Source organism: Roseibium sp. AS2 (assembly GCF_038900065.1).
In the GTDB taxonomy this organism is placed as follows: Bacteria; Pseudomonadota; Alphaproteobacteria; order Rhizobiales; family Stappiaceae; genus Roseibium.
The window spans coordinates 522,525-548,075 of sequence record NZ_JBBMQN010000002.1 but is presented as its reverse complement, the minus strand read 5'-3'; the positions used below and the strand labels follow the sequence as shown (position 1 = coordinate 548,075).

General features: G+C 62.7%; 28 protein-coding genes. 13 read left to right on the top strand and 15 right to left on the bottom strand.

Going from position 1 to position 25,551, the window contains the following annotated elements; genetic code table 11:
• Positions 1-57 precede the first annotated feature (57 nt).
• Entirely contained in the window at positions 58-993 is a 936-nt protein-coding gene (locus tag WNZ15_RS07560; protein ID WP_342892616.1) for a polyprenyl synthetase family protein, read from the bottom strand.
• 255 nt (positions 994-1,248) lie between these two features.
• Here WNZ15_RS07560 and WNZ15_RS07555 point away from each other — a divergent pair, with 255 nt between their 5' ends.
• Both WNZ15_RS07555 and WNZ15_RS07550 read left to right on the top strand, forming a co-directional pair.
• A complete protein-coding gene (locus WNZ15_RS07555; protein ID WP_342892351.1) occupies positions 1,249-1,485 on the top strand; it encodes a DUF2007 domain-containing protein in 237 nt (78 codons plus the stop codon).
• 1 nt (position 1,486) lies between these two features.
• Positions 1,487-2,287 (top strand): methyltransferase, encoded by an 801-nt coding sequence (locus WNZ15_RS07550; protein WP_342892350.1) that lies wholly within the window; start codon positions 1,487-1,489, stop codon positions 2,285-2,287.
• A gap of 17 nt (positions 2,288-2,304) precedes the next feature.
• Here the strand turns inward: WNZ15_RS07550 and WNZ15_RS07545 are convergent, their stop codons facing one another.
• On the bottom strand, positions 2,305-2,577 hold the full coding sequence (locus WNZ15_RS07545) for a Usg family protein (protein ID WP_342892349.1): 273 nt from the start codon (positions 2,575-2,577) through the stop codon (positions 2,305-2,307).
• A 149-nt stretch (positions 2,578-2,726) separates the two neighbouring features.
• The gene (locus WNZ15_RS07540) at positions 2,727-3,074 is read right to left on the bottom strand and encodes a c-type cytochrome (protein ID WP_342892348.1); all 348 of its coding nucleotides are present in this window, start codon (positions 3,072-3,074) and stop codon (positions 2,727-2,729) included.
• A gap of 206 nt (positions 3,075-3,280) precedes the next feature.
• On the opposite strand from WNZ15_RS07540, the gene WNZ15_RS07535 reads away from it, so the two are divergent.
• The gene (locus WNZ15_RS07535) at positions 3,281-4,219 is read left to right on the top strand and encodes a MoxR family ATPase (RefSeq protein WP_342892347.1); all 939 of its coding nucleotides are present in this window, start codon (positions 3,281-3,283) and stop codon (positions 4,217-4,219) included.
• Between the two features lie 282 nt (positions 4,220-4,501).
• Positions 4,502-5,707, top strand: a complete 1,206-nt coding sequence (locus WNZ15_RS07530) for a VWA domain-containing protein (RefSeq protein ID WP_342892346.1) — start codon at positions 4,502-4,504, stop codon at positions 5,705-5,707.
• A gap of 15 nt (positions 5,708-5,722) precedes the next feature.
• Here the strand turns inward: WNZ15_RS07530 and WNZ15_RS07525 are convergent, their stop codons facing one another.
• The 3 genes from WNZ15_RS07525 to WNZ15_RS07515 form a co-directional block, all read right to left on the bottom strand.
• Complete coding sequence (locus WNZ15_RS07525; protein WP_342892345.1) at positions 5,723-6,028, bottom strand: PepSY domain-containing protein; 306 nt, start codon at positions 6,026-6,028, stop codon at positions 5,723-5,725.
• Positions 6,025-6,660, bottom strand: a complete 636-nt coding sequence (locus tag WNZ15_RS07520) for a ferric reductase-like transmembrane domain-containing protein (RefSeq protein ID WP_342892344.1) — start codon at positions 6,658-6,660, stop codon at positions 6,025-6,027. Before WNZ15_RS07520 ends, WNZ15_RS07525 begins: the two co-directional genes overlap by 4 nt.
• A 281-nt stretch (positions 6,661-6,941) precedes the next feature.
• Positions 6,942-7,463 carry a L,D-transpeptidase gene (locus WNZ15_RS07515; RefSeq protein WP_342892343.1) on the bottom strand — a complete coding sequence of 174 codons (522 nt, stop codon included), beginning with the start codon at positions 7,461-7,463 and terminating at the stop codon, positions 6,942-6,944.
• A gap of 282 nt (positions 7,464-7,745) precedes the next feature.
• Between WNZ15_RS07515 and WNZ15_RS07510 the strand changes: the two genes are divergently transcribed.
• Entirely contained in the window at positions 7,746-8,360 is a 615-nt protein-coding gene (locus tag WNZ15_RS07510) for a YceI family protein (protein WP_342892342.1), read from the top strand.
• Positions 8,361-8,464: 104 nt separating this feature from the next.
• On the opposite strand, the gene WNZ15_RS07505 is transcribed toward WNZ15_RS07510, so the two are convergent.
• Positions 8,465-9,568 (bottom strand): branched-chain amino acid ABC transporter substrate-binding protein, encoded by a 1,104-nt coding sequence (locus WNZ15_RS07505; protein ID WP_342892341.1) that lies wholly within the window; start codon positions 9,566-9,568, stop codon positions 8,465-8,467.
• A 245-nt stretch (positions 9,569-9,813) separates the two neighbouring features.
• On the opposite strand from WNZ15_RS07505, the gene WNZ15_RS07500 reads away from it, so the two are divergent.
• Both WNZ15_RS07500 and WNZ15_RS07495 read left to right on the top strand, forming a co-directional pair.
• The gene (locus WNZ15_RS07500; RefSeq protein ID WP_342892340.1) at positions 9,814-10,341 is read left to right on the top strand and encodes a flavin reductase; all 528 of its coding nucleotides are present in this window, start codon (positions 9,814-9,816) and stop codon (positions 10,339-10,341) included.
• Positions 10,342-10,396: 55 nt separating this feature from the next.
• On the top strand, positions 10,397-11,401 hold the full coding sequence (locus tag WNZ15_RS07495; protein ID WP_342892615.1) for a P1 family peptidase: 1,005 nt from the start codon (positions 10,397-10,399) through the stop codon (positions 11,399-11,401).
• A gap of 31 nt (positions 11,402-11,432) precedes the next feature.
• Here the strand turns inward: WNZ15_RS07495 and WNZ15_RS07490 are convergent, their stop codons facing one another.
• The gene (locus WNZ15_RS07490; RefSeq protein WP_342892339.1) at positions 11,433-12,014 is read right to left on the bottom strand and encodes an NAD(P)H-dependent oxidoreductase; all 582 of its coding nucleotides are present in this window, start codon (positions 12,012-12,014) and stop codon (positions 11,433-11,435) included.
• A 117-nt stretch (positions 12,015-12,131) separates the two neighbouring features.
• On the opposite strand from WNZ15_RS07490, the gene WNZ15_RS07485 reads away from it, so the two are divergent.
• On the top strand, positions 12,132-12,749 hold the full coding sequence (locus WNZ15_RS07485) for a TetR/AcrR family transcriptional regulator (RefSeq protein ID WP_342892338.1): 618 nt from the start codon (positions 12,132-12,134) through the stop codon (positions 12,747-12,749).
• Positions 12,750-12,767: 18 nt separating this feature from the next.
• Here the strand turns inward: WNZ15_RS07485 and WNZ15_RS07480 are convergent, their stop codons facing one another.
• Positions 12,768-13,241, bottom strand: a complete 474-nt coding sequence (locus WNZ15_RS07480) for a YcgN family cysteine cluster protein (RefSeq protein ID WP_342892337.1) — start codon at positions 13,239-13,241, stop codon at positions 12,768-12,770.
• Positions 13,242-13,465: 224 nt separating this feature from the next.
• On the opposite strand from WNZ15_RS07480, the gene WNZ15_RS07475 reads away from it, so the two are divergent.
• From WNZ15_RS07475 to WNZ15_RS07465, 3 genes are read left to right on the top strand one after another with little or no spacing between them, the layout of a single operon-like run.
• Positions 13,466-15,661, top strand: a complete 2,196-nt coding sequence (locus tag WNZ15_RS07475) for a PBP1A family penicillin-binding protein (RefSeq protein WP_342892614.1) — start codon at positions 13,466-13,468, stop codon at positions 15,659-15,661.
• Complete coding sequence (locus WNZ15_RS07470) at positions 15,658-16,338, top strand: DUF1214 domain-containing protein (RefSeq protein ID WP_342892336.1); 681 nt, start codon at positions 15,658-15,660, stop codon at positions 16,336-16,338. The genes WNZ15_RS07475 and WNZ15_RS07470 overlap by 4 nt, the downstream gene beginning before the upstream one ends.
• A complete protein-coding gene (locus WNZ15_RS07465; protein WP_342892335.1) occupies positions 16,335-16,898 on the top strand; it encodes a hypothetical protein in 564 nt (187 codons plus the stop codon). Before WNZ15_RS07470 ends, WNZ15_RS07465 begins: the two co-directional genes overlap by 4 nt.
• Positions 16,899-16,954: 56 nt before the next feature.
• Here WNZ15_RS07465 and WNZ15_RS07460 read toward each other — a convergent pair whose 3' ends face one another.
• The 3 genes from WNZ15_RS07460 to WNZ15_RS07450 form a co-directional block, all read right to left on the bottom strand.
• Positions 16,955-18,625 (bottom strand): sulfotransferase, encoded by a 1,671-nt coding sequence (locus WNZ15_RS07460; protein ID WP_342892334.1) that lies wholly within the window; start codon positions 18,623-18,625, stop codon positions 16,955-16,957.
• Positions 18,626-19,031: 406 nt separating this feature from the next.
• Positions 19,032-19,949 carry a hypothetical protein gene (locus WNZ15_RS07455; RefSeq protein ID WP_342892333.1) on the bottom strand — a complete coding sequence of 306 codons (918 nt, stop codon included), beginning with the start codon at positions 19,947-19,949 and terminating at the stop codon, positions 19,032-19,034.
• 69 nt (positions 19,950-20,018) lie between these two features.
• Positions 20,019-20,318, bottom strand: a complete 300-nt coding sequence (locus WNZ15_RS07450; protein ID WP_342892332.1) for a hypothetical protein — start codon at positions 20,316-20,318, stop codon at positions 20,019-20,021.
• Positions 20,319-20,481: 163 nt separating this feature from the next.
• On the opposite strand from WNZ15_RS07450, the gene WNZ15_RS07445 reads away from it, so the two are divergent.
• Positions 20,482-21,558, top strand: a complete 1,077-nt coding sequence (locus WNZ15_RS07445; protein WP_342892331.1) for a DUF2336 domain-containing protein — start codon at positions 20,482-20,484, stop codon at positions 21,556-21,558.
• Positions 21,559-21,579: 21 nt separating this feature from the next.
• Here the strand turns inward: WNZ15_RS07445 and WNZ15_RS07440 are convergent, their stop codons facing one another.
• The 3 genes from WNZ15_RS07440 to WNZ15_RS07430 all read right to left on the bottom strand — a co-directional run bounded on the left by WNZ15_RS07440 (position 21,580) and on the right by WNZ15_RS07430 (position 24,335).
• A complete protein-coding gene (locus WNZ15_RS07440) occupies positions 21,580-21,957 on the bottom strand; it encodes a DUF1491 family protein (RefSeq protein ID WP_342892330.1) in 378 nt (125 codons plus the stop codon).
• Between the two features lie 90 nt (positions 21,958-22,047).
• A complete protein-coding gene (locus WNZ15_RS07435) occupies positions 22,048-22,746 on the bottom strand; it encodes a peptidoglycan-binding domain-containing protein (protein ID WP_342892329.1) in 699 nt (232 codons plus the stop codon).
• Positions 22,747-22,820: 74 nt separating this feature from the next.
• Entirely contained in the window at positions 22,821-24,335 is a 1,515-nt protein-coding gene (locus tag WNZ15_RS07430) for a hypothetical protein (protein WP_342892328.1), read from the bottom strand.
• Positions 24,336-24,820: 485 nt separating this feature from the next.
• Between WNZ15_RS07430 and WNZ15_RS07425 the strand changes: the two genes are divergently transcribed.
• Entirely contained in the window at positions 24,821-25,267 is a 447-nt protein-coding gene (locus WNZ15_RS07425; RefSeq protein ID WP_342892327.1) for a DUF5330 domain-containing protein, read from the top strand.
• The last annotated feature ends 284 nt before the right edge of the window (positions 25,268-25,551 follow it).

Below are 25,551 nucleotides of genomic sequence, written 5' to 3'. Positions count from 1 at the left end.
GATTATCCGCGTAGCTCTAAAGGCTATTCTGTATTCTTTATCAGAAACTTACAGAATTCAGCTCACACGTGAGATGCAGAACGCCACCGCGTCGGCAAGCGCATCATTGTGCGGCCCTGACGGCAGGGTTTCCAATGCGCAAAGCGCGTTGTTGCCGTATGTCTTTGCCCGTTCGACCGTCTCGGAAAGCGCATCGTATTTCCTGAGCAGTTCAATGGCCTGCTCCAGGTCGCCGTCCTCGACATTCTCGCCTTCCAGGCACCGTTTCCAGAAGGACCGGTCCGCATCCGAGCCGCGCGCGACCGCGAGCACCACCGGCAGCGTGATCTTGCCTTCCCGGAAATCGTCGCCGATGTCCTTGCCCAGATCAGCGGAGGAACCGCCATAGTCAAGCGCGTCGTCGACAAGCTGGAATGCGTAGCCGAGTTCCATGCCGTAACCGCGGGCTGCCTGCTTCATTTTCTCCGGCTGTCCGGCGATTACCGGACCGACTTCCGCGGCTGCCGCGAACAGCGCGGCGGTCTTGGCCTCGATGACGCGCAGATAATCCGATTCCGTGGTGGTGATGTTCTTGGCGGCGCCGAGCTGCAGCACCTCGCCTTCCGCGATCACCGCGGAGGCCGACGCCAGGATGCGCAGCGCCTCCAGAGAGCCGACATCGACCATCATCTTGAAGGCCTGGCCAAGCAGATAGTCGCCGACGAGAACACTGGCCTGATTGCCCCAGAGCTTGCGGGCCGCCAGCTTGCCGCGGCGCATGTCGCTTTCGTCGACGACGTCGTCATGCAGCAGCGTGGCCGTGTGCATGAATTCGACGCTGGCCGCCAGCGTGACATGACCCTTGCCGTCATAGCCGAACATGTCGGAACAGGCGAGCGTCAGCATCGGCCGCAGCCGCTTGCCGCCCGAGGAAATCAGATGTTTGGCGATTTCCGGGATCAGATCGACATTGGAACCGGCTTTCGACAGAATCAGCTCGTTGACATCTCCCATGCCTGCGGACACAAGTTCCACGAGCGACTGTATGCTCGGACGGCGCGGTTGACTGTCGGAATAGGTTGCAACAACGGCCACTTATGGCACTCCCTGAATATTTGTGCGGACAATATGGTGGGAACGGCTCCGGGGCAAGCCGCCAATCCGTTGACAAACCGTTGAATAGCCGCGATCTGCTGGGTTTGTTGCAATCTTGGTGCGGATGGATCGACGATGCGTCTGCGCGGCCACGCTGCTAACGCGGGGAAACCAATGGAAGAACTTGTCAGAACTAACGATCCCGTCCTGATCTCGTTTCTGGAATCGATCCTGGAAGAGGCCGGTATCAAGCATTTTGTCGCAGACGGCAACATGAGCATACTGGAAGGTTCGCTGGCCATGATCCCCCGGCGCGTCCTGGTCGACAGCGACCAGGTCCGGCAGGCGCGCATGCTGCTTCGAGACGCGGGCCTGGAGCATGAGCTCCGGCCGGAAAACGGACAGACCTGAGATGTCCGCGCAGCAGGACATGACCGGAGACGATACGACCCGCGACGCGTTTCTGGGCGGCAGGATCTATGTGCACCAGCCCCGGACCGGCCGGCACCGGGCCGGTCTCGACGCGGTCTTTCTGGCCGCCGCGTTGCCGGAGACGACCCGGGGACATGTGGTCGACCTGGGCGCCGGGGTCGGGACGGCCGGGTTCTGCGCCGCCATGCGGCTCAAGGACATACGTGTCACTCTTGTTGACATGGACACCACCGTGCTGGATCTGGCCCGGCACGGCCTTCAGGATCCGGTGAACGCGGCTTTCGCCGACAGGATCTCGCTGCTGGAAGCAGACATCACTGCCAAGGGCAGCCTGCGCCACACTGCCGGGCTGACACCGTCCATGGCAGACCATGTCATCATGAACCCGCCCTATTACGAGGTGGACCGGTTCCGCGCCTCTCCCAAGTCGGCACGGGCGGGCGCGCACATGCTCGACGACCGGGGGCTGGAGCCCTGGGCGAAAACCGCCACCGACATTGTCCGGGAGAGCGGCAGCCTCACCGTCATCTTTCGCGCCGACGGATTGCAGGAGCTGTTGAACGTGCTCCAGGGCCGCTTCGGCGCGATCGATCTCATTCCCCTTCATCCGCGCCCGAACATGGCGGCCACACGGATCCTCGTGCGCGCCATCCGCGCCAGCAAGGCGCCCCTGCGGCTGCTGCCCGGCTTTGTGCTGCACGAGGAAACCGGGTCGGATTTCACGCTTCGGTCCCGCACCGTCATGCGTGATGGCGCGGGTCTCTGCCTGCCGCCCCGTTGAGCGGACCGCCAACCGGTTCAATGCAGGACGATTTCACCGTCCGCGTAGCGGAAGTCGACCGGTTCGATCAGATTCTGATGGGCGACACGCACCGAGTGGATGCGGCCTTCGATTTCCTTTTCCCAGAAATCGAGAAACCGCGTCAGTTCCGGAAACCCGGGTGCCATGTCTTCCGTCTGCAACAGAAAACTCTGCAGAAACCTCGGATGGTCGGGCAATCTGTAGACGATCTCGGCGGTGAGCAGTCCGTAGCCGAGAAGCCGCTTTTCAAAGTCAGAGCTGGTTTTCATGCCAATCCTTTCCGTCTTGCAGGAAAAGAGTGTCACGAAATTCCGGCGATCCAAACCCGGAAGAACAAGTTTTCCGTTTATAAGCAACACTTTAGCAGCAATCTTTTGCGGCTGCTACTATTTCGCCGGTGCTGGACGGCGTGCCGGCATCAGTTGGTCTGGATGGTGCTCAGATAGCCCAGAAAGGCATCGATGTCATCCGGCTCGAACGCAAATTCGGGCATGCCGTCATGGCCGGTGACGATGCCTTCCGCCAGCGGCTCTTCCAGACTGTCCAGGGGATACATCTTCGACAGATCCCGGAAGGCGGGCGCTCCCGCCTGCGCACTGACGTCGCCGGCGGCGACCGCATGGCAGGCCGCACAATGGATCTCCGCCAGCTCTCTGCCGCTGGCAAGGCTCACGGGATCGTTCGGGTAGACGCTGTCGGCGGCCAGGGCGGCCGACCCCATGATGATCAGGACCGCAGCCGCGTTCAATACAAGTTTGCCAGGCAATTCCGTCTCTCCCTCGAATCACGTGCCCCGTTATAGAAGGTTCGCGCAGCGATGCCCATTAGGGGGATCACGTGGTCCCTGACCGATCGAACGGCGCCGCCGCTGCCCGGCGACGGCGGACCGCTCGACCGAAGTGCTTATATTGCTGCACTATGAAGGCGAACTGCTCTATAAAACCGGGACACGCCTTGCCCGCTGGAGGAAACATGACCGCGCTGCCCCTGCCCGCTTCTATTGACGACACACTCGCATTGATGGACCAGGCGGGTTACGTGGCCGACCGGTCGCTGGCAACCGTGCTGCATCTGGCGCTGAAGCTGAAACGGCCCCTGTTTCTGGAGGGCGAGGCCGGCGTCGGCAAGACCGAAATCGCCAAGGTGCTGTCGGCATCGCTGGGGCGCGATCTGATCCGCCTGCAATGCTACGAGGGCCTCGACCTTGCCTCCGCGGTCTATGAATGGAACTACCCCGCCCAGATGGTCGAGATCCGGGTCGCAGAAGCCTCCGGAGACATGGACCATTCGGAGCTCTCCAAAACGATCTTCGACGAACGGTTTCTGATCAAGCGCCCGGTGCTGCAGGCGCTGCAACCCTCGCTGTCCGGCCCGCCGGTGTTCCTGATCGACGAACTGGACCGGGCCGACGAAGCGTTCGAGGCGTTTCTGCTGGAAGTGCTCGCGGACAACCAGGTGTCCATTCCCGAACTCGGCACGGTCAAGGCCGACGAACCGCCGATCGTCATCATCACCACCAACCGGACCCGGGAAATCCACGATGCGCTGAAGCGCCGCTGCCTCTATCACTGGGTCGATTATCCGGACGCCGAACGGGAACTCGAGATTGTCCGCCGCAAGGTTCCCGGCGCGGCTGCGCGGCTGGCCGCCGAAGTCGTCGCCTTTGTCCAGAAACTGCGCGCCGACGAGGACCTCTTCAAACAGCCCGGTGTCGCCGAAACGCTGGACTGGGCGACGGCTCTTTCCGAGCTCAACGAAATGGCCCTCGATCCGGACATGGCCTCCGACACCCTCGGCGTCCTGCTCAAGTACCAGGATGACATCGAACGGGTGCGCGGCTCGAAAATCCGCCAGATGATCGACGACATCCGCAAGGACGCCCCGAACCCGCAATCCATGCCGGCGGTTTGAGCAAAGGCATGGTTTTCGTTCAAGCTCCAGAGCTTGCCGCCACAGCAATGCGTTCGCTTTTGAGGAAAAAGCACCGATGCCACTGGTGCCACCCCGGGCGAGCAGCGCGAGAGCCGGGGCCCACTCGGTTCCAGAGACCCGAGTGGGATGGGGATCTTCATGCGAGACAATTTCCCACTTCGACAACCGGCAAGGCAAATGCGCCCCGGCTCTGCGCCACGCTTGTCCGGGGTGACCTTGTAGCAAGGCGCTACAAGAGCCTCGGCGTCCATGGAGAACAATATGTCCTCTCCTGAACTGCGCTCGCGCATCACAGACAACATCGTCTTTTTCGCGCGGACCCTGCGCAAGGCCGGCATGCCCGTCGGCCCGGCCTCGGTCGTGGACGCGGTCGCTGCAGTCGAGGTGTCGGGCATCGAGAGCCGGGAAGACCTCTACTGGACACTGCACGCGGTGTTCATACGCAAGCGGGAACACCGCGTCCTGTTCGACGAGGCCTTTCGGATCTACTGGCAGAACCGCGGGCTGATCGAAAAGCTTCTGGCCGTGCTGTCTCCCGTCGCGCCACCGCGTGGAGCGCCTGAAAAGCCCAGGGCCGGCCAGACCCGGGTCTCGCAGGCGTTCGAGGCGGCGAAGGAGCGGATCGCCGAGGAAACGGTCCCCCAGATCGAGATCGATGCCAAGTTCACGGTTTCCGGCAGGGAGCTTCTGCAATCCAAGGATTTCGCCCAGATGACGGCGGCTGAAATCGAGGAGGCCAGGCAGGCCCTGCGCGCGATGGCATTGCCGATGGACCGGATCCGGCTGCGGCGCCCGGCAGCCGCGGCCCGGGGACGGGTGGACCCGCGCCGGACCTTGCGCGCTTCCCTGCGGACCGGCGGCGGCATGATCGATCTGAAATTCCGCAAACCGGCTGAAAAACGGCCACCGCTGGTGGTGCTTTGTGACATTTCCGGCTCCATGAGCCAGTATTCGCGCCTGCTGCTGCATTTTCTGCACGCCGCGACAGCGGAACGGCGCGACGTGCACACGTTCCTGTTCGGCACGCGCCTCACCAATGTCACGAGGCAACTCAGGATGAAGGATCCGGACGAGGCGCTTGAAGCCTGTTCGGACGGTGTCGAGGACTGGTCCGGCGGGACGCGCATCGCCTCGGCCTTGCGTGATTTCAATCTGCACTGGTCGCGCCGGGTGCTGTCCGGCAAGCCGACAGTGCTTTTGATCACGGACGGCCTGGAACGGGACACGGACGAGGATCTGGACCGGGAGATCGACCGGCTCCACCGCTCCTGCAGGCGCCTGGTCTGGCTCAATCCCCTGCTCCGCTTCGACGGTTTCGAGGCCAAGGCCAAGGGCATCCGCGCCATACTGCCCCATGTGGATGAATTCCGCGCCGCGCATTCGCTTGACGCGGTGAAGGACCTGGTCGCGGCCCTGTCGTCGTCGGGCGCTCCCGATCCGGCCACCGACCCGCGGCGCTGGCTGTAACGGTCCTGCCCGGCGTCAGTCTTGCTTGCGGTAGAGGATCGTGCCGCGCTGGTTGATCAGCAGCACTTCGCCGGAAACGGGGTGCACATAGACCTCGACCCTGAGACCGTCCGGAGAGGTTCCATAGACCTCCCAGCAACCGCCGTCCTCTTTCATGCGGCGTATTTGCCAGCCGTCCGCCGTCAGCTTTTCACTGACTTGCACCTCACTGAGCCAGGCGGCCTTTTCAGTCGGTTCGCATTGATAGACACCAGTCGCGTAGGCCGGACAGGTGAAGATGCAGGACAGCATGGAAACCGCCGTGTGCAACGTAAGGTTCATGTGAATTCCCTCTCCTGGGGCGTGTTGACATGTCCGGCCCGTGCCCCCTTGCCGTAAATCCGGTGGAGGCGATAGACCTCCAGCCCGGCCAGTGGCAGGAAGTGGACCAGCGCCGGTCCGAAATTGTTGTGCACGAACATCCAGTGGAGCAGCGTCGCCACGGCAGCGGCATAAACCGTACGCTGAAGCGGTTTCCAGCTTCGGCCCAGCAGACGGACGGACGCATCGTTTGAGGTTACCGCCAGCGGGACGAACACCACGAATGCCAGCCATCCCGTCCAGATGCCGAGGCTCCGGAAGTCACCCAGAACAGACCGCAGAGTGCCCATGTCGACCAGATAAAGCGCAGTGTGCAGAGCCGCGTAGCCGAAGGCGGCGACCCCGAACGCACGCCGGCGGCGCCCCATCCAATGCCAGAACCGGGACTTGGGAAAGATCAGCCGGAGGGGGGAAATGATCATGGCGATGATCATGAAACGCGCGGCGAATTCACCCGTGGGATGCAGAAGGAACTCGCTCGCGGACCGGCCGTCCCCGGACACGGTGCCGCCGGCAAGCGCGGCAATCATCGGAAGGGACGGAACAGCAAGCAGGGCCCAGAGAAAAAAGCGCGATTGGAGGATGCTTTTCATGAAATCACCAGCCGGAAGGAAAGCGACCGGTCTGAACCGGCGCGTCGGTCTCTTCACAAGCTAGAAGAAAGGTGTCGCGAATCTATGGCCGGAAACCGGTGAATGTGTCGCAATGTGTAACCGTGCGACATGCGCGGAAGCAAAACCCCGCCGGCACCGTGTTGGGGCACTGGATACCGACAGGGCCTTGCAATGGGCCGCAACCGGCCCGCCCCGAAATATATATTCAACAAAGCGAAACAACATGCGGCACGCTGTCCCTGCGCCGGCCTGACCCTGCATCAGGGCAGCGCCACCACCGGGCTGCGCACGCCGACCCGCTGGAACAGGTCCTGAATGTCGTGGTTGGCCATGCGGATGCAGCCGTAGGACACCGCGCGCCCGATGGAGCCCGGCCGGTTGGTCCCGTGAATGGCATAGTTTCCGTTGGAAAGCGTCATGGCGGCGACGCCCATCGGGTTGTTCGGCGCTCCGCCCCGGATCAGGGTGGGAAGATGCGGGTGGTCCCGGCGCACTTCCGGTGACGGCGCCCAGTCAGGCCTGATGTATTTCGCGGTAATATGCGCCTGCCCCGTCCAGGATTTCCTGCGTTTTCCTACGGCCACCTTGTAGCGGATCGCCCGGTTGCCGCGCAAAACCAGGTAAAGCCGCTTTTCGGAATTCCTGATGACGATCGTCCCCGGACGGAACCGCGTGTCGGAAAAGCCGACAAGCTCGGCCGCTGCTGCGGGCGCGCCGGCCGCAAGGCCGCAGAGCAGCGCAAACGCCGGCAGAGTTCGGCGCAACAAGGTGAAAAGACGCATTACGATCCCCGTGGTCACTGCCACAGACTACCCTGCCGGGCGCCTTGACAGAACGGGGGAACGCCAGTTTCTTACCGGAAGGTTAACGGGCAAAATCACATCGAATGCATCGGCGGACGCGGCGGAAAGCCGGACTGTGTCGCCTGTCACTATGCCGGCGGCGATCAATGGGGATACTGGATCACGACCCCGCCGGCTCCAGACGCCGGAGCCTGACATCGGAAACCCGCAGTCAACAGCCGCACCCGATTGCTTCGGCAATCCCGTTCAAGGATCTTTGAAATGCCCGTTATCACGTTTCTCCCGGAAGGCACACGCAATCCCTTCTGGACGTCGTTTGCCGCTCTTGCCGGTCTTCTTGCCGTCATCGCGGCCCCGCTACCCGCCGCAGCCGGACCGCTTTCGGGCACCTATACGCTGTCTCCGGCCAACATCGACGCGGATTTCTCGGTCAAGGTGCTCGGCCGGGGTCCCGTTACCGGCGAATTCAAATCCGTCTCCGGCAGGCTGGTCCTGAACCGAAAGCAGCCGGAAAAGAGCCGGGTCAGCGTAAAGGTCGACCTCTCGAGCGTTTCCACCCGGAACGACACGGTCACCGGCTTCCTGAAAAGCTCGGCCATGTTTGATGTCGCCAATCATCCGGTCGCGACCTTTCAGAGCACCCGGGTCCGCATCACCGGTGACTACACTGCCGAAGTCGACGGCGTGCTGAGCCTGCGCGGTCAGACGAAACGCACCAGTCTGACGGTGAAGATCACTGGCACCAAGGCCAAGGGCCAGGTCGGGTTCGAAGTCAGGGGCGGCTTTTTCAGAAGCTTCTACGGCATGGCAGCCGGTCTTCCGATCTATGCCGACAAGGTCAACCTGGTGATCAGGGGAACGGGACGCCGGACCTGAAAATCACCGGAACTCGGCGAAAATCACCCGAACGGAACACCCGCGCACCGCTCCGGCCGCGGGTTTTCCGTTTTTGAACGGCACGCCTGGTCCAGGGCGGTCACTCATCTGCGCACCGGTGCACTGTTGCGCCACTCGTACCAGACATAGGCCGGCACGCCCGCATCACCCTTGTCGTCAAAGGCAACGGTTCCCAGGACGGTCTCGAACGTTCCCGCCCCGAGGGCGTCTACGACGTCCTCAAAGCCGGTGGTCTGTGCCTGCCGGGCGGCCTGTGCCCAGATCTGAACGGCAGCGTAAGTCGTCAAGGCATACCGATCGGCGGGCAATCCGGCCTCTTCCATCGCGGTGACGACCTTCGCAGCCGCCGCCATCCGGCGCGGGACCTCCGGATAGGTCAGCAGCGTGCCGTTCCCCGCCGACCCTGTCACCGACCAGTATTCGTCCGTCATCAACGCGTCGCCGGCGATCAGGATCGCATCAAGCCCCTGACGCACCATTTCCAGCTTGATCAGTCCGGCTTCCGGGTGGTAGCCACCCAGATAAACGACATCGATATTCTGAAGGACGAGATCGGAAACGAGCTCCCGATAGGCGTCCTCCCCGGCGTCATATCCGATTGACAGGCTCTCGCGTTTGCCAAGACCGTTCATCACTGTCTTGACCGCGTCGACAAGCCCCTTTCCATAGGCCGTCTTGTCATGGAGAAAGGCGATGCGCGCGTCGGCATGGTCCCGTGCCAGAAAGGCACCGGCGATGTCCGCCTGCTGGTCATCCCTTGGCGCCAGGCGGAAAACACCCGCGCCGGGACGGTCCTGCGTGAATTTCGGCAAGGTGGTGGCGGGAGACATCTGGATGATCCCCGCCTGGGCATACACCTCGCTCGCCGAAATCGACGGACCGAAGCAGAAATGACCGGCGACAAAAACCACTTCCTTGCCGATCAGCTGGTTGGCGACGGCAACCGCCTTGTCGGCGTCGCAGCCGTCGTCGACCGTCTCCAGAACCAGCGTTTCGCCGTTCACCCCGCCCGCGGCATTGATATCGGCCACCGCGCTGGCGGCCCCGCCGGCCATTTGCGCGCCGAAGGCAGCGAATTGCCCCGTCATGGGTCCGGCGACGGCAATGCGGATTTCGGCAAGGACCGGCGCCGGAACCAGGCTGATGGCGAAAAGGACCAGGCCGGCCGCAACATTCTGAAAGATCATCCGTGTCTCCGGCGCTCGATTGACGCCTGAATGTGGAATTTTATGTGTCCGCACCCTAGCGCGAGCCGAAACCGAGCTCAATCGGAGCAATCACAAAATACTGGCCGGATCCGCGTTCGGATGCCATATCCCGGAGGGCGGCCCTTTGAACTCGCATCTAGGCAGTGCCCGCCGGCGCGCATAAACTCCGGACGCATCCGGTCGCACACGTGATTCCCGTATCGTCCGCCCAAGGAGCAGGCACCATGGCCCTTTCCCCGCCAGACCCCAACGACCAGGACAGGCTGACCCTGGATACAAGGGGATTCCGCGAGGCCATGAGCCGCATCGCCGCGGCCGTTCACGTGGTGACCACGGACGGACCCGGCGGGCGTCTGGGCGCCACGGTCTCCGCAGCCTGTTCCGTCAGCGACAATCCCCCCAGCATTCTCATCTGCCTCAACCGGGACACCCGGATCCACCATGCGGTTCTGAAAAACCGCTGTTTCTGCCTCAACACCTTGAGCGACGATCATGAGGAAATCTCGGACGTCTTCGCCGGGCGCAACAGTCTCGACATGCCGGAAAGATTCGCGAAAGGGGCTTGGACCAACCTTGCCACCGGATGTCCTGCGCTCGACAGTGCCCGCCTCAGTGTCGATTGCGAGGTGTATTCGGTCACCGAGATGGGAACCCATTCGATCATTGTCGGCACTGTCGCGGACCTGCGCATGACCGATCCCGCTAAATCTCTTCTATATGTTCGGCGCGGCTATAAAAGCCTCGACACGTGACCCAGTCCCGATCAAACTTGAAAGGAGCATCGCAGCTCTGATGGAACCCACACCCATGACCGGCAAACGCAATCTCATCACCGATGTTCCCGGCCTGCAAATCGGCAACGCCACCGATCAGGACCTGAAATCGGGAGCAACCGTGCTGGTTCCCGATGAGCCGGCGGTGACCTCGGTCGCCATCCATGGCGGCGCGCCGGGAACCCGCGAGATCGCCTTGCTGGAACCCGAGCAGACCGTTGAAAAAATCGATGCCGTGGTGCTGGCCGGCGGGTCCGCCTTCGGTCTGGATGCCGGTGCCGGCGTTCAGGGCCGTCTGGCGGAACTGGGCTACGGATTTCAGATCGGACCGTTTCGCGTACCGATCGTGCCGACAGCCATATTGTTCGATCTGCTCAACGGCGGCGACAAGAGCTGGGGTCAGGCGGCTCCCTACCGCGACCTTGGACGCGCCGCTCTGGACGCAATCGGCCACGACTTCGCTCTCGGCTCCGTGGGCGCCGGGACAGGCGCAACCACGGCGAACCTGAAGGGCGGGCTTGGGTCCGCGTCCCAGGTTCTGGACAATGGTGTCACTGTCGGGGCGATTGTGGCGGTAAACGCCCTTGGCCGTGCGACCGTCGGTGACGGCGCCCATTTCTGGGCGGCGCCCTTCGAGATCGGCGAGGAATTCGGCGGTCTGGGCATGGCACACCCCCTGCCCGCTGACGCCATTTCCGTGCGCACCAAGCTGGACGGCCTGAAGGCCGGCGCCAACACGACCATCGCGGCGGTGGCCACGGATGCGATCCTCACCAAGGGCGAAGCCAAACGTCTCGCCGTGATGGCCCATGACGGTCTCGCCCGGGCCCTGTGGCCCGCGCACACGCCTCTGGACGGTGATCTTGTGTTCGCCTTGTCAACCGGTCAGCGCAGGCTGGAAAACGGTCTTGAGGACATGGTGCAACTGGGGGCGGCGGCGGCGTCCTGCCTGGCAAGGGCGATTGCAAGGGGCATCTACAATGCCTCCCCTGCCTCGGATGACCCCGTGCCGACCTGGCGGGACCGGTTCGGCCGCTGACGCATCGCCAGCCGGGCAATCCGCCTTCAGGTCAGGAGGCCCGGCGGCCGAGACGCGCCGCGCGCTCGAGCATCTTGTTGCGGTCCTTCTCGTCCGACCCGCGCAGCGGCGAAAACAGGTGGTAACCGACCGGCTTGAGACCGCAAAATCCGAGGATCTGTTTTTCGGTCTGCTTGCGCACGCCCGCCCCGTAGATCCATCGGAAATACCACCCCGGCGTATCGCAGGTGACCAGAACCTCCGACGTCCGTCCCTTGAGCAGTTTTTCCGGCATGGGCTTGCCATGGACATACTTGAAGGCCGCGCCGGGAAGAAAAACCCGGTCGAACAGCCCCTTCAGCTTGGCCGGCAGGCCGCCCCACCACAGCGGATGCGCCACCACCAGATGTTCGCACCACTGGATCTCCTTCCAGACCGCTTCAAGATCGGGTTCGAGCGGTTTGGCGTCCTTGAAACGCGACACGCCGAAGTCTGGATCGAAGTTCATCCGCGACAGCAGGCTGATGTGAACCTCGTGGCCCTTCTGGCGCGCCTGTTCGGCATATGCGTTCGCCAGAGCTCCGCAGAAGGAACCTTTGGCCGGGTGTCCGTCCAGGACGAGAATGCGTGTCATGTCTGATCCAGTCTTGTACGAGGAAATGCCAAAAAAATTGACCACGGTCATTTTTTGACATCAGCAGATGCATCGGTCAAGATATTTTTTGACCACGGTCAATTCTTATGAGGCTACATGACACGCAAACCGCAACAGCGCAGCATCGCCACACGCGCCCGTGTGCTGTCGGCCGCCCGGGACCTGAGCCATACCCACGGGCTGGAACTGATCACGGCGGACGCCGTCGCCAGGGAAGCCGGTGTCGCCAAAGGCACCGTATTTGCGCATTTCGGCGACATGGATGGCTTGTTGTCCTACATCCTGCTGGACCGGCTGAATGCCCTGCGCAGCACCGCCTCGGTAGAACCGGCCGAAATCGGGCAGATCGCCGACCCGGTCGGGCTGCTGATCCAGCGCATGATGGCGTTGATCGCGGTCATCACCGACAGCCCGACAATCCTGCGTCTGTTCATGGACAATATCGGGGTCACCAAGCCGAATTGCGCGGAAGCATTCGTCGAAACACTGGACGCGCTCGATGCGGAACTGGCGGCGTTTCTGGAAATCTGGCAGCAGTCGGACACGCTTGAGCCGCCATTGCGCCGGGACAGGTCACCGGCCGAATTGGTCGACGGGCTGATCGCCTTCATGATCCACGGGGCAATTCTTCTCAAGAGCCATCAGCTCACCGACCGGACCGTGCTCGAAGCCCGCCTCCGCCGCCATGTGGAAGCATTCCTGCTGACGTCGTGACGGCTTGGTTGCGCCTGTTCAGGCCGGGACTTCGGCCGGCCAGCTCACCACATGCTGCTCGTAGTCCTCAAGGGCCATGCCGTCTTCCGGGACCGTGCGTCCGCGAACGGAAATGCCGGCCTCGTGCACGGTTGCAGGATCGCCCGAGACCAGAGGATGCCACCAGTACAGATCCGCGCCCTCCCGGATCAGCCGATAGGCGCAGGTTGGTGGCAGCCAGGTGAGTGTCCGGACTTCTTCCGGCGTGAGCTGAATGCAGTCGGGCACGGTTTGCGCCCTGTTGGGATAGTCCCGGCAGCGGCAACTGGTGCCGTCCAGCAGCGTGCAGGCGACATCGGTCCACACAATGGCGCCGCTGTCCCAGTCTTCCAGCTTGTTCAGGCAGCAGCGGGCACAACCGTCGCACAGGGATTCCCACTGCGCGCCGCTCATGTCCTCAAGCGTTGTTGTCTTCCAGAACGGAAGCCCGCCCGCGTTTTCGTCTGCGCTCATGGAACTGAAGGTGCCTTTCGGGTGCCGGATGATCCCGGCGCGTAGCATGCCGGGCCGCGCGCGGCAATGCAAACGCAGCTTATTGCGCCTGAATACCGGACCTTCCGCTGGAAATGGTGGGTAAACCGGACCCCGGGCGCACCTTCGCACTCACAGGTTTTCCTCGCCGTCAAAACCGGCTAGTTTGCGTCCATCCAGTCTGATCCGGAGACACCGTTCGCGTGATGGACACACCGCAGTCAAATGAAACCGGCCCGGCAGACGGGCAGCCGCCGAAGAGCAAGCGCCGAATCCGCCGCTTCTTCCTCGGGCTCGATGCCTTTGTCGACACCGCGCTGTGGAGAAGCGGATCAACCATCCGCCGGATCTTCGAAAGATATGACGCGTTTCTGCGCCGTTTCCGCGCCACGGGCGTGTGGCGCTTTCTCGCCGAGCTCTCCTCCGACGGTCTGACCTACGGTCTTGCCGGTTTCATCGTCGTGCTCGCCTTCGCCCAGCCCGCGTTCGAGGCCACCCGCTACGCCGACTGGAAGACCACCGACGATTTTGCGGTCACCTTTCTGGACCGGTTCGGCAAGGAAATCGGCCGCCGTGGCATCGTTCTCAACGACAGCGTGCCGCTCGAGGAAATCCCCGACTCACTGATCAAGGCGACACTGGCCACGGAAGACCGCCGTTTCTTCAGCCATTTCGGCATCGATTTTGTCGGCACCTTCCGCGCCATGGTGGAAAACGCCCGGGCCGGCGGCGTTGTCCAGGGCGGCTCGACGCTCACCCAGCAGCTCGCCAAGAACCTGTTTCTGACCAACGAGCGCAGCCTCAGCCGCAAGGTCAAGGAGGCCTATCTTGCGCTCTGGCTGGAGGCCAATCTCACCAAGCAGGAAATCCTGAAACTCTATCTCGACCGCGCCTATATGGGCGGCGGCGTGTTCGGCGTCACCGCGGCCGCCGAATTCTATTTCAACAAGAACGTGCGCGAGCTGACGCTGGCCGAAAGCGCCATGCTGGCCGGGCTTTTCAAGGCGCCCGGAAAATATGCGCCGCACATCAACCTGCCTGCGGCGCGCGCACGCGCCAACGAGGTTCTGACCAACATGGTCCAGGCCCGCCTTCTGACCGAGGGCCAGGTCATTGGCGCCCGCCGCAACCCGGCCCTCGCGGTCGACCGCTCCCAGGAACAGTTGCCGGAGTATTTCCTCGACTGGGCCCTGGACGAGGTCAAGAAACTGGCGCGGCGCAATCCCGCGCTCGCCCGGGACCGCATCGTCACCGTGCGCACCACGCTGGACCCGGCGCTGCAGCGCCAGGCAGATCTGGCCGTCGAAACCGTTCTGCGGGAAAACGGCAAGTTGCGCGATGCCGGCGCTGCCGCGCTGGTGTCGATGATCCCCGATGGAGCGGTCGTCGCGATGGTCGGCGGCAGTTCCTACGGCGAAAGCCAGTTCAACAGGGCGGTCAACGCCCTCCGGCAGCCGGGTTCCTCCTTCAAGCCCTTCGTCTACATGACCGCCTTCATGAACGGCTATGAGCCGGACAGCATCGTGCCGGACAGGCCGGTCTGGATCGGAAACTGGTCGCCCAAGAACTACAACAGGAGCTATCGCGGCCCGGTCACCCTGAGGCTGGCGCTGACCAAATCGATCAACACCATTCCGGTCCGCCTGTCCCTGGATTTCGGCCGTGAAAAAATCATCGAGACCGCCTATGCCATGGGCCTCACCCATGAGCTGGAGAATTCGATCTCCCTGCCGATCGGCTCGTCGGAAGTCTCCGTCATCGACATGGCCTCCGCCTATTCCTCCCTGGCAAACGGCGGTTTCAAGGCGCCCGCCTACGCCATTCTGGAGGTGACGAACAGCGACGGCGAAGTGCTCTACCGGCGCGAACAGGACGCGCCCTCGCCCCAGCGCGCCTTGCCGGAGGACAAGGTCCATCAGTTGAACGAAATACTGGTCAATGTGGTTGAGGCAGGCACCGCCCGCCGCGCGCGGATCGACGGTGTTGTCGCCGCCGGCAAGACCGGCACGACCAATGCCTACCGGGATGCCTGGTTTGTCGGCTATACCGGCAACTTCTCCACGGCCGTGTGGTTCGGCAACGACGATTTCACCTCGACCCGGCGCGTCACCGGCGGCAGCCTTCCCGCCATGACCTGGCAGAAATACATGGCCTTTGCCCACAGCGGCATCGAACTGGCGCGCATGCCGGGCGTGGAGGCGGACAGTCTGCCGCGCCTGGCGCGCGCCGCGCCGTCGCGGCAGGCCGACAAGCAGGTCGATGCCGTTCAGCCGCGTGTCCTGAAACGGCGCACCCAGGATCTGCTGCTCGAGATCGGACGGGACCTGCACCGGCTGCGCGCCCAAAAGAGCGCCCGCATCACGCCCCCTGGCGAACCGGAAAAGGCCGTGACGGTGCAATGAGCGCGGCTTTCCTGAAGCCGTTCTTCGGCAAGGACGACTGGTCGGACGGCCACCTGCCGCGCGCGATCCGTCCCCATCGCGGTCATCCCATGCGGACGCTGGCGACAGTCATCCTGGTGGTCCTGCTGGCGGCGCTGCTGGGCATCAGTTCCGCCTATCTGATCATTGAGCGCGAAGAGCCGCTCAATGCCGCCACCATCGGCCCCTGGCATGCCTATCCCAAGGCGGGAACCTCGGAAGCCGATCCCTATTCGGTGGCCATCTACACACGCGGGGCCGTCATCCCGCTGGCCTCGGGCGAGGGTCTCGCCCTGACCGCGCGCGAGGACAGCGCCGGCCACCTGCTGGACCCGACCTGCATCTACCGGATTGCCGGCCAGACACCATCCGCGCGTCTGTGGACCCTGACCGCGATCGACGGTCACGGCAATCTGGTGGAGACCCTGCCGGGCCGGGTGAACCTGGCGAGCCACACCCTGCTGCGAAACCAGGACGGAACATTTGAAATCACCGCTGCAAGGCGCGCGCATCCCGGCAACTGGCTGCCGCTTGCAGCCGCCGCGAAAGCGGGCGACGGATTGCGTTTCGTGCTCAGGATCTACGATGCCCCGGTGACCACGGGCGCAGCCCTGGACGGTGTCAGCATGCCGGCAATCGAACGGCTGGGCTGCCCATGACGCTGTCCCCCCGTTTCAGCCTGACCGTTGGCGCGCTGGCGACACTCTGCCTTGCCGCGATCATCCATATTCTCGTGGTGCTCAGCATTCCGCGCAACGTCCAGCACAATGCCTACGACAAGGTCGCCGACCACGGTCCCGACCGGCAGTTCAATCTGCTGCCGGATGTCCGTCCGGGCCAGGAGGTCCTGCCCGATCTCGATCCGGCCATGAAACACGCCGCATGCCGCTTTCAGCTCGACGAAGGTCCGGTCCTGTTCGACGCCAGCATTCCGGCGCCCTTCTGGTCCATCGGCCTGTTCAACACGGCCGGTGAAGCGGTCTACAGCCTCAACAACCGCACCGCCGGCGCGGAGCGCCTGTCCATGCTGGTGCTGACCACCGAGCAGCTTTCCATCCTGCGCGAGAACCCGCCGGAAAACCTGGAGGAGCTGATCGTCATCGAGACCGCCGAACCGATCAGCGGCTTTGCCCTGCTGCGCGCCTATGTCCCCAATCCGGCGAAGGCAGGCACGATCGACGGCGCATTGCAGGCGGCGCGCTGCGGCGGCATCGGCTGACCGTCGAAGCAGGCGCCCCGGTTCATGTGTCCGGGTTTCATGTGTTCCGGACCGGGTTACTGGCCCTGCTGGAAAACCTGGTGCTGCCGGGCCACATCATTGTCTGGAAGATTGGGACGCTCCTCGTGACCGGCGAGCAGGCCTGCGGCCCCTTCCGTCATTGTCGGCGCCAGCGGTCCAAGCGCCACGAACAGATCCTTCAACAGGTCCTTGTACCGTCTCCAGCGACCGATCGAGGACCGGAACATCGGCCTGCGGACCTGCAGGTTCGAGAAGGTCGTGACAGGACTGTCGCCCTGGTAGAACTGCAGGCAGTCATCTTCCCAGTCCATACCGGTCTGCGCCAGCAGCGCCCTGCTTTCCCGTTCCTGGTTGTGCACGAGTTCCTCGTAGGAAAGCTGGTGCAGCTTCACTGGCAGGACCTTCGCCCAGTGCTCCATCAAATCCGTGTAGGTCTGGAAGTACCGGCCGAGCGTTTCCTGGGACAGACAATAGTTGTGAGAGGGCGAAAGGGAGTGTGACAGGAGCGAAATGCAGGTGTCGGCCGGGCAGCGAACACAGTGGATGAAGGCGGCCTTGGGAAACAGCAGGCTCATCATCCAGAGCATTTCGAAATTGTGCGGCATCTTGTCGGTCACCCGGTCCGCGCGCCGGTCGATCTGGTTGAGTTCGGCCAGGTAACTCCGGGCAAACCGCTGATAGTCCTTTGGCCCGAGGTTTTTCAACCGCGTTTCCAAAGCTGCGCTGGGCGCGCCCCTCAGGCCCAGATCCTGCTGCAACTGCCTGAAATAGGAGAGTTCCGCCCCGCTGGCGATCCGCGAATGCCGGCAGATGATCTGTTCCGCAAGCGTGGTCCCGGAGCGCGGCATGCCGAATATGAAGACCGGCCGCTCCGAACTGTCCTGAACCTCCTGGCGTTCCGCGAAGAATTTTTCGTTGAAGACCTCCTTCATGAAGGAGATCCGCTCCTCGTGTGCCTTCCGGTCGAAAGGCGGGTAGCGCAGTTGGCGGGCAGTCCGGAAGTGATGGACGGTTCTCTGGGTATCTCCCAGATCGTAATAGACCTTGCCCGCGGCCCAGTGCAGATTGGCCTGATCGGGAGCGGCGCGCGGAACGTCCTGCGACAGAAGGCCTTCGATGGTGTCCAGTTCGACCGGTCTTTCCTTGTAGGTTCGGGTGCCGGTAAGAAGATGCAGGGCCGTCGGCAACTCCTTTCCTCCGTCAATCGCCTGTTGAAACCAGACGACAGCCGCCTCGATGTCACCGATGGTGATTTCCAGCTGCCCCAGTCCGACCAGCGCATAACCGTTCCCCGGGTCGATCGCCAACGCCCGCTCATAACTTTGCCGGGCGAGCGCCGGTTGCCGCCTCAACCGGTAGAGATCACCGAGGTGGGAATGAAAATCGGCTTCCTTTGGCGCCAGAGCGACCGCTTTTTTCAAGGATTTCTGGGCACCGGCAAGATCTCCGGCATTCAAAAGCGCCAGTCCGAGCAGCTGATGAACTTGCGGCAGCCTCGACGCCCTGCGCTCCGCGACACGCAGCAGCTCGATGGCAACACCGAGATCGCCGTTCAGATAGGCCGCGATGCCGAGAGAAAAATTTGCCTGCGGGTTCCGGGGATCCCGCTGCAAGACCTTCTCGAACAATCCGAGTGCAACCTGGATGCGCCCTGCATGCTGATGAGCAAGGGCCTCTTTCACGATGAGATCGACGCTCGGGTTCATGGCTCACTCTCAAGTTACAAAAAGCCGACATGTAAACTACACCGTCTAGTTCTATGCCAACTGAAGGGCAAGTCACGTTTCGATGATCATGGAGTATCATGGAAAACTCAGCCGTCTTCCAGATAAGCAATTGTAATCAATTGTATCTTTGGGCCGCACAAAAATGCTGCACTGCATGAAAATAAAATTAGAGGGAACAACTTAAAAATACAACCTTAAATTTATCCCACCTTTCCACTCCCGTCTCCGGCAAACCATTGACCTGTCGGGCGGTTCGGGCAAGGCTCGGACCTGTCGTCCAGAGCCCTGGGAGACCGGTTTGAAGTACAGGTTGCAACCGTCTCGGCACCCTGCCTGAAAATTAATCATTCCCTGAAACAGGCAGAACAGGTTTTCCCCTGAAAACCTACTTCTGCACCGGCGCGCGCTCGGTGCCCCAGCCCGTGAAGATCCTGGACCGCTTCGCCGGCCTGTTATCTCCGGAATGACTTTCCGCGCCGCAGCCGGCTTCGGCGATTCGGACCTGGCCCTCCAGTTCGCGGATGGCATTGTTGACTTTCCAGACCCGGTTGCGGGTCGGCGTCTCGATTTCCAGGCCTTCCAGCGCCTTCTTGTAGGCGGTGATGCGGTAACGCAGGGCCTGACTGACCCATTTGGTCATCACCCGGTTTTCCCAGACCCGCGCCTTGGCGCCGTCATAGGTCTCTTCCGTCGTGACCTGCTTGTTCTTGAGGACGCGCAAACGTTCATCGTCGGCGGTCCTCACGCGCAGAGCCACTTCGCAGAACGGCATGACAAGTTCGGCATCACCATTAGCGTCGGCGGCGATCTTGTCATAGCGGGCATCCGACGACAGGAACCTGTCGGAACGCAGATAGATGAGATAAAGATCCGGCGGCACCCGGCCTTCCACTTCCGGAAGCACACGCGTGCGCGACAGCTCCACGATGGTGCCCCCGATCCAGTCTTTGGTCCAGGGCGGGCGGATCAGCGTCCAGCCGCGGTTGCGCAGCAGTTTCTCGTCATTGGTATAGTTGAACTTGGAAACCGGATCGCCACGCAAGCGCGCGGCTTCGTTCCCGGCGACCGGCATCACCCTGTCATGAATGACGGAAGGTCTCGCCCTGTCGAAATCTCCCGTGGGCCGGACGCAGGCGCACAGGCTGGCGCCGACCAGCAGCGCAGCAGCAAGCCGGACACCCCGTGGCGCGCCCTGTTCCCTGTCCCGAAAAAATGCGGCGGCGGAATGAACCGCGTTGCCTTTGCCCATAGGGCGTGTCTCCAGACCGCTGGTCGGATGCTCCGACACGTCTCGATCGATCACCGCGCGTGGGTCCCGGTCCCGTCCGGTTGTCCCTCGGGTGATCAGAAGCGGCTGGAGAGGCTTGGACCGTCAGTCCTTGTCGGAACCAGCAGGTCCGGCCGCTTTTCCGATGGTCGCGATTCGCGCGGCAAGATCAAGGTCATGACGCTCATAGCGCACACCTGGGAAGAGGATAACTTCACCAAAGCTGCCCGGCTCGGCCGCGTGGTGCCGGTCGGAGCGGTGTTTCAAGCGCGCGGCAGGCCGCTGTGCGGATGAAAAGTTCAACAAAGTGCCCATCGTCTCCTCCTTCGGTTCCGGTCTCCCCTGGCGGCGTATTACCGGCGGGAAACGGTCAAACGGGCGACGCATTACTTGCTGCTTGTTCATTAGGAAGCCGTCAGGGTTAACAGCATGCTAACGCTTTTAGGGCAATTTGAAGCAAGTCAGTCCCACCGGTGGTCCGGTCTTTTGTTTTGAGTAGTCGGGTCTCATGCGCCAATCCAAACGTTTCGATCATTCTGTGCCGAATTCACCTTCCACCGACACGAACATGCGCGGCAGTGGTCCGGATCGCGGCGTTCTTCTCGCGGCCACTGAACTCTTCACCCAGAGATCGCGCCACGACGTTGAAGAAAAACGGATTTTTCTTGAGCTCGCCTGCAACCTCCTGCCGTCCACTTCGCTGCAGGACCGGCGCAGGATTGCCACGCTGCTGGCCGGTCATCCTGAAATTCCGGAGGATCTTCTGGGTGCGCTTGCCGGAGACCCCGACGAGCTGACCGCCTATCCGGCACTTCGTTACAGTCCGGGGCTTTCTGTGGATCTCCTCCTGCGCACCGCGGTGGCAGGTCCCGATTCCCTCAGAAAGGCCATCGCCAACCGGCCTTCACTGCGCGAATCGGTAATCGGAGCGTTGTGCGATCATGCCGGGGCCAATGTGATCGGCATCCTGCTCGACCGCGACGACGTCACCCTGACACCGGATCACCGGGCCAGGCTGGGCAGGCGCAGCGATATTGTTGCCACGCTCGGCCTGGAACTGGCCGGTCGCGATGCCCTCAATCCGGACGGTCTGATGGGACAATTCCTGCATTTGCCCAATCAGCTCAAGGCAAGGGCCATCGCCGCGGCGGAAATGACGTCCCTGGTGAAACAGGCCCAGGCGCCGGGTTCCGGCTCCCAGGTGCGCGCCCGACCCCCGCGCCGAAAGCTCTGTGACGGCTTGCACCGCGAGGCTCTCCGTCAGGACGCGACCCGCTTCGCGGATCTCCTGAGCCAGGGTCTCGGACTGCCCCTCGAGACATGCGAGCTGCTGTTGCGGCAAGATCAGGGAGACGGGCTGACGATCGCCCTGAAAGCCCTCGGCATGAGCGCGCGACAGGTGACGGCCGTGCTGATACGGCTCTGCCCCGGACTGTCGCTGGACCACTTGCGCGGTCTCCTGCGCCTGTACCGCACGCTCGGCATGGGCGCCGCCGAAGTGCTCGTGGATCAATGGATGTTGCAGGACCAGGGCACGCAGCCCCGGCACGAGACCCAGTTTCAGGACACCGGCAGGCGCGGCGGCATTGCCTCAGCGGCAAAGCTTCCCGAAAGCGTGCCCCTTGGAAAAACGGCCGGATCCTGATCCGTTGCCGCCCCAGGCGGTTCAAAAACGGAACAGCCCCGCGCCCGGATCAGGACCCGGGTTTTCCTGTGCAAGCGGCAGCTCCACTCGGCCGTCGCGTGCCTCGATCTCGACCAGCCAGTAATCCGGGTCCATGCGGGCTTCGCCGGCAAGGCGGCTGTCCACGGCCTCTCGCGCACTCTTTTCCAGATTTTTTTCAAACAGACGCCCCAGAGGCTCGTCACCGAACATGGCCTGCGGCGCCGGGCCGTAAAAATCGAACGTTCCATCCAGCCGGTCCACGCAGACAAAGACCGCACCGGCCTCCGGCGCTCCCCGCCTGGACACCGCGGCAAAACCACCCTCCCCGAAGACACGCCGGACCAGCGCACTGACAAAGAACTCCGAGGTGACGCGCATGGCACTTCTCCGATCAACGACGATTGCTGTTACGTCACAAGATAGATTCCGGCAACCGGCCTTCCAGCAGGATACGGACCCGGGCAGGCCCTATCCGGAGAGGGACAGCCCGCTGACCATCTCGAGGCGTTCGATCACCTTCGCCCCGGGGTCGCCGGTCAGCGGCAGGCCGCGGTCGAATTCGAACCGCTTGATGGCGGCCGTGGTGTTGGCCCCCATCAGCCCGTCCGCCGTCAAGGGACCGTACCCGAGTTCGGAAAGCGCCTGCTGGATTTTCATCAGCCTGGGATCGGCGTCCACATCCGACACCGCAGCCTCTTCCCCCGGCAGGGAGACCGTGCCCGAGAACCCCGGCTTGCGCCGGGGTACGGGCGCCACGTCGTCGGCGGGAGCATCCTTGTGCATGAGGACAAGCGCCAGCAGGGCCTCACTCGCCTCACCCGTCTCCACCTGTTCCGCTTGCCGTTCGAACGCCCGGATCGCCCGCTCCGTCGCCGGCCCCTTGAGGCCGTCAAGCGGACCTTCATATAGGCCGATCTTGCGCAGGGAGATCTGGATGTCGAGCACCAGAGTGGAAATTTCCTGGATCTGAAGGCCCGGACTGCGGCCGTCCGGCTCGGGCATCTGCGTGGTATCCGGCCGCTCGCGGGTGGCAAAGAACGGAGCCGGATGACGCCCTGGCTGAAGCCCGACCGCATTGGCAACGATAAGACAGGCGGTCAGTCCCATCACGACGGTGCCGCCGGCGGCAACCGGATTGTCCAGCGCCACGTGCCCGGCTTTCGCCATCAGCGACTCCGTGTGCTTCGGCGCCTGCTTCTTTTTCTGTTTCTGCGGTCTTGATGTCCTCGCCATGCGACCGCCTATGCCGTTTTCGCCAGCCGGCCGGTGCCGGAGGTGCTCACGAGGACAGATGCGCTGAGCGGCAGATGCACGATCACGCAATCGCCCTGCCCCTGCGTTGCAAGAACCGACATGTGGGCGTCCGTGTGTTCCAGCAGCCCGGCGGCGACGTCAAATGCCAGTTTCGATCCGTCAACGCTCCAAAGTGCGCCGGACTGCCGGTTTCTGACCGAAATCAGGCAATCCAGTCTGGCGGTTTCAACAACAGCGGCAACCGTCACGACGGCGCCCTCCGCGCACGTCCCGATCATGTCCGCGAGAACGGAATAGAGCGCCTGGCGCAACAGTTTCCTGTCCATGGCCACGGCCGGCAGGTCTGCGCCTGCCGCAAGTTCCAGCAGGATTCCGCGACGTGCGGCAACCGGCATCAGCAGATCGCGGCATTGCTCCAGGCAGCCGCCAATGTCGATCGCGGGGAGACCGGGCTGACACCTGCTATCCTGCCGCGGATCAAGGTCGAGGCCTGCGTCCAGGGCCGCAACATCACGCTCTCCCGATCGCGTCAGACCGCGGGGCAGAGCACCTCCGGTCCGGCCAGTCTGGCCGGTCCCGTCCGGCTGCATGATCTCCGGCGCACGGCTGATGCACGGCAGCGCATCGCCCTCCGTGGCTTCGACGTTGATCCCGGCTGCCTGCTGCCGCTCCGCCAGATCCCGGAGCGTCATCAGCAGCGCCAACTGGCCGTCACCGGTGTTCCGCTCCGCCGGGAGCGGGCGCACGGTCACTTCAAGGAGCCGGTAGTCCGCCTGCCCTGCTTCCCCGGGGTTCGAGGTGCCGAAGCGCAGGCGCACGTCAACGACCCGGGTTTCGCCGCTGTGCCGTGCCCCTGACACATGTGTCAGGTAAAGCGGGCGATCCGCCACATGGAGCCTCGGAAACAGCCAGTCCTCGTCATGGGCAAGCGGCATGTGGCCGATGAGCTGCTTGACGGGGCCGCCCAGCACTCTCAGGGAACCGTCCGCTCCCAACTCGCAGACAACCTCGGAAATGGCGAACCCCATGTCCTTCAGCCGTGCCTCGCAGGCACCGACGATATTTCGGGCCAGCTTGCGATCGAGTGTCAGCCTCAAGGACAGGATCCCCGCGTACAACACCGCAGCCAGCGTTGTGACCGCAACCAGATTGCCGGACGGAACGGCAAGCTGCATCGGCGGCAGGGGCAACAAGGCGATGACCGCAAGCAGCCCGCCACACAGCAACGTCACCGCGACCGAGGTTTTGCGTCCGGTTGAAAAGGCCGCCTCCATGGGCGCCACGAGCAACCACGCAAGGGCAAAAGAGCTTGTCCCTCCGGTCAGAAGGCAGACGGCGGCAACCAGACAGGCGAACAGTCCGGCGGACAATCCGATGGCACGGTCAAGCGCTCCCGATCTGGACAGGAACAGCGCCAGCGGCCACTGGATCAGCATCCAGGTCAGCACAAGCAGGATGATCGCATGCGGCGGACCGGCCAGCGCGAGATGCAATGGCAGCACAATCAGAGCGGCGCCCCCGCTGACAAAGCAACTGATCAGGAAGGAACGGTGCAAGGGAGCAAGAAAAGAATCGGATGCGGCTTCGGGATGAACCATTCCGTTCACCCGGGCGGCCCAATGCCCCAGTACATTATTAAATGATTTCAGAAAGTTACGCACGCTACTCTACCATACGACAACGACGAACACAGCCGCTTGCACCCATTGTGGAGACATTGTCGTCCGCAGCACTTAAGGAACGATAAAGGATGAAATCGGCAGGTCGATTTTTTCCGAAAAAGTCCTGAAATCAGGACCTTGCCGGGCATTCATTCAAATTTGAATCAAATTCTCAGACAATTTCACTCAAATACCTGTTTTATTTTATGAAAATTGGTCTTTCCGGTTCAACCGGACATTCTCTTGTCGCTGCTATCGTTCCTTCATAACAAGCGTGCCCACGGCACAAGGGCGCGCACAGACAGAACAGACTATTGGGTAGCGACATGTTCTTTCTCTTGCGAACGGCCTTCTGGCTCACATTGGTTCTGGCCCTGATTCCATTCGGGTCCGAACAGAAAACCACTCCGACCGAAAATGTCGATCCTGTCTCCGCGTTCCTCGCCGCGCAGGCAACGGTCTCGGACCTCGGCGGTTTTTGCAGCCGCAATCCGCTTGCCTGTGAAACCGGCGGCAACGCACTCACCGTGATCGGAAGCCGGGCACGCGACGGCGCCCGCATCGTCTACGAGTACCTCGACACAAAAATTGCCGACAATTCCGGCGACGACCCTGTCGTGACCGGCTCGACCGGAAACGCGGTCGCCGGCTGGATGGAGCAGGCGCGTCCCGGCGACGCGGCCGGTCCGCGCGAACTCGAAAACGTCTCCACCGTGGAGACAGACCTTGGACCGGTGCCACGGTCCAAACCACGCTCGGGCCTGAGAACCTGAGCACCAAGACCGCCGACGAACCTATGACCTCCTGGTTCTGAAACGGTCGATTGCGCCCCGCTGACGCGGTGCCGTCCAACGGCATCGCAAAGACGGCTTCACTTCAGCGGTTCGTCCGCTGCGCCGCAGATGGATAGCTGCCCATTTCGTCTGCGGCGTATTTTTGTTTTCAGTTGCGTCCGTTCCCGATTGTCCGGTCCGCCTTCTCGTTGCAAATGTGTGAGACTGCTTTCAATGTCCCCGTTTGCACAACAGCCCTTGCGGGCTATATGAAGTCGGAAACC

Excerpts from the sequence above, each read along its gene's own strand:
- WNZ15_RS07450 (WP_342892332.1), bottom strand. The coding sequence starts at position 20,318 with ATGAACAAGCAGCAAGTAATGCGTCGCCCGTTTGACCGTTTCCCGCCG.
- WNZ15_RS07520 (WP_342892344.1), bottom strand. The coding sequence starts at position 6,660 with ATGAAAAGCATCCTCCAATCGCGCTTTTTTCTCTGGGCCCTGCTTGCT.
- WNZ15_RS07485 (WP_342892338.1), top strand. The coding sequence starts at position 12,132 with ATGACACGCAAACCGCAACAGCGCAGCATCGCCACACGCGCCCGTGTG.
- WNZ15_RS07500 (WP_342892340.1), top strand. The coding sequence starts at position 9,814 with ATGGCCCTTTCCCCGCCAGACCCCAACGACCAGGACAGGCTGACCCTG.
- WNZ15_RS07425 (WP_342892327.1), top strand. The coding sequence starts at position 24,821 with ATGTTCTTTCTCTTGCGAACGGCCTTCTGGCTCACATTGGTTCTGGCC.
- WNZ15_RS07435 (WP_342892329.1), bottom strand. The coding sequence starts at position 22,746 with ATGGCGAAAGCCGGGCACGTGGCGCTGGACAATCCGGTTGCCGCCGGC.
- WNZ15_RS07495 (WP_342892615.1), top strand. The coding sequence starts at position 10,397 with ATGACCGGCAAACGCAATCTCATCACCGATGTTCCCGGCCTGCAAATC.
- WNZ15_RS07460 (WP_342892334.1), bottom strand. The coding sequence starts at position 18,625 with ATGAACCCGAGCGTCGATCTCATCGTGAAAGAGGCCCTTGCTCATCAG.
- WNZ15_RS07475 (WP_342892614.1), top strand. The coding sequence starts at position 13,466 with ATGGACACACCGCAGTCAAATGAAACCGGCCCGGCAGACGGGCAGCCG.
- WNZ15_RS07550 (WP_342892350.1), top strand. The coding sequence starts at position 1,487 with ATGTCCGCGCAGCAGGACATGACCGGAGACGATACGACCCGCGACGCG.
- WNZ15_RS07555 (WP_342892351.1), top strand. The coding sequence starts at position 1,249 with ATGGAAGAACTTGTCAGAACTAACGATCCCGTCCTGATCTCGTTTCTG.
- WNZ15_RS07535 (WP_342892347.1), top strand. The coding sequence starts at position 3,281 with ATGACCGCGCTGCCCCTGCCCGCTTCTATTGACGACACACTCGCATTG.
- WNZ15_RS07470 (WP_342892336.1), top strand. The coding sequence starts at position 15,658 with ATGAGCGCGGCTTTCCTGAAGCCGTTCTTCGGCAAGGACGACTGGTCG.
- WNZ15_RS07525 (WP_342892345.1), bottom strand. The coding sequence starts at position 6,028 with ATGAACCTTACGTTGCACACGGCGGTTTCCATGCTGTCCTGCATCTTC.
- WNZ15_RS07505 (WP_342892341.1), bottom strand. The coding sequence starts at position 9,568 with ATGATCTTTCAGAATGTTGCGGCCGGCCTGGTCCTTTTCGCCATCAGC.
- WNZ15_RS07445 (WP_342892331.1), top strand. The coding sequence starts at position 20,482 with ATGCGCGGCAGTGGTCCGGATCGCGGCGTTCTTCTCGCGGCCACTGAA.
- WNZ15_RS07440 (WP_342892330.1), bottom strand. The coding sequence starts at position 21,957 with ATGCGCGTCACCTCGGAGTTCTTTGTCAGTGCGCTGGTCCGGCGTGTC.
- WNZ15_RS07465 (WP_342892335.1), top strand. The coding sequence starts at position 16,335 with ATGACGCTGTCCCCCCGTTTCAGCCTGACCGTTGGCGCGCTGGCGACA.
- WNZ15_RS07560 (WP_342892616.1), bottom strand. The coding sequence starts at position 993 with ATGGGAGATGTCAACGAGCTGATTCTGTCGAAAGCCGGTTCCAATGTC.
- WNZ15_RS07480 (WP_342892337.1), bottom strand. The coding sequence starts at position 13,241 with ATGAGCGCAGACGAAAACGCGGGCGGGCTTCCGTTCTGGAAGACAACA.
- WNZ15_RS07545 (WP_342892349.1), bottom strand. The coding sequence starts at position 2,577 with ATGAAAACCAGCTCTGACTTTGAAAAGCGGCTTCTCGGCTACGGACTG.
- WNZ15_RS07515 (WP_342892343.1), bottom strand. The coding sequence starts at position 7,463 with ATGCGTCTTTTCACCTTGTTGCGCCGAACTCTGCCGGCGTTTGCGCTG.
- WNZ15_RS07510 (WP_342892342.1), top strand. The coding sequence starts at position 7,746 with ATGCCCGTTATCACGTTTCTCCCGGAAGGCACACGCAATCCCTTCTGG.
- WNZ15_RS07490 (WP_342892339.1), bottom strand. The coding sequence starts at position 12,014 with ATGACACGCATTCTCGTCCTGGACGGACACCCGGCCAAAGGTTCCTTC.
- WNZ15_RS07530 (WP_342892346.1), top strand. The coding sequence starts at position 4,502 with ATGTCCTCTCCTGAACTGCGCTCGCGCATCACAGACAACATCGTCTTT.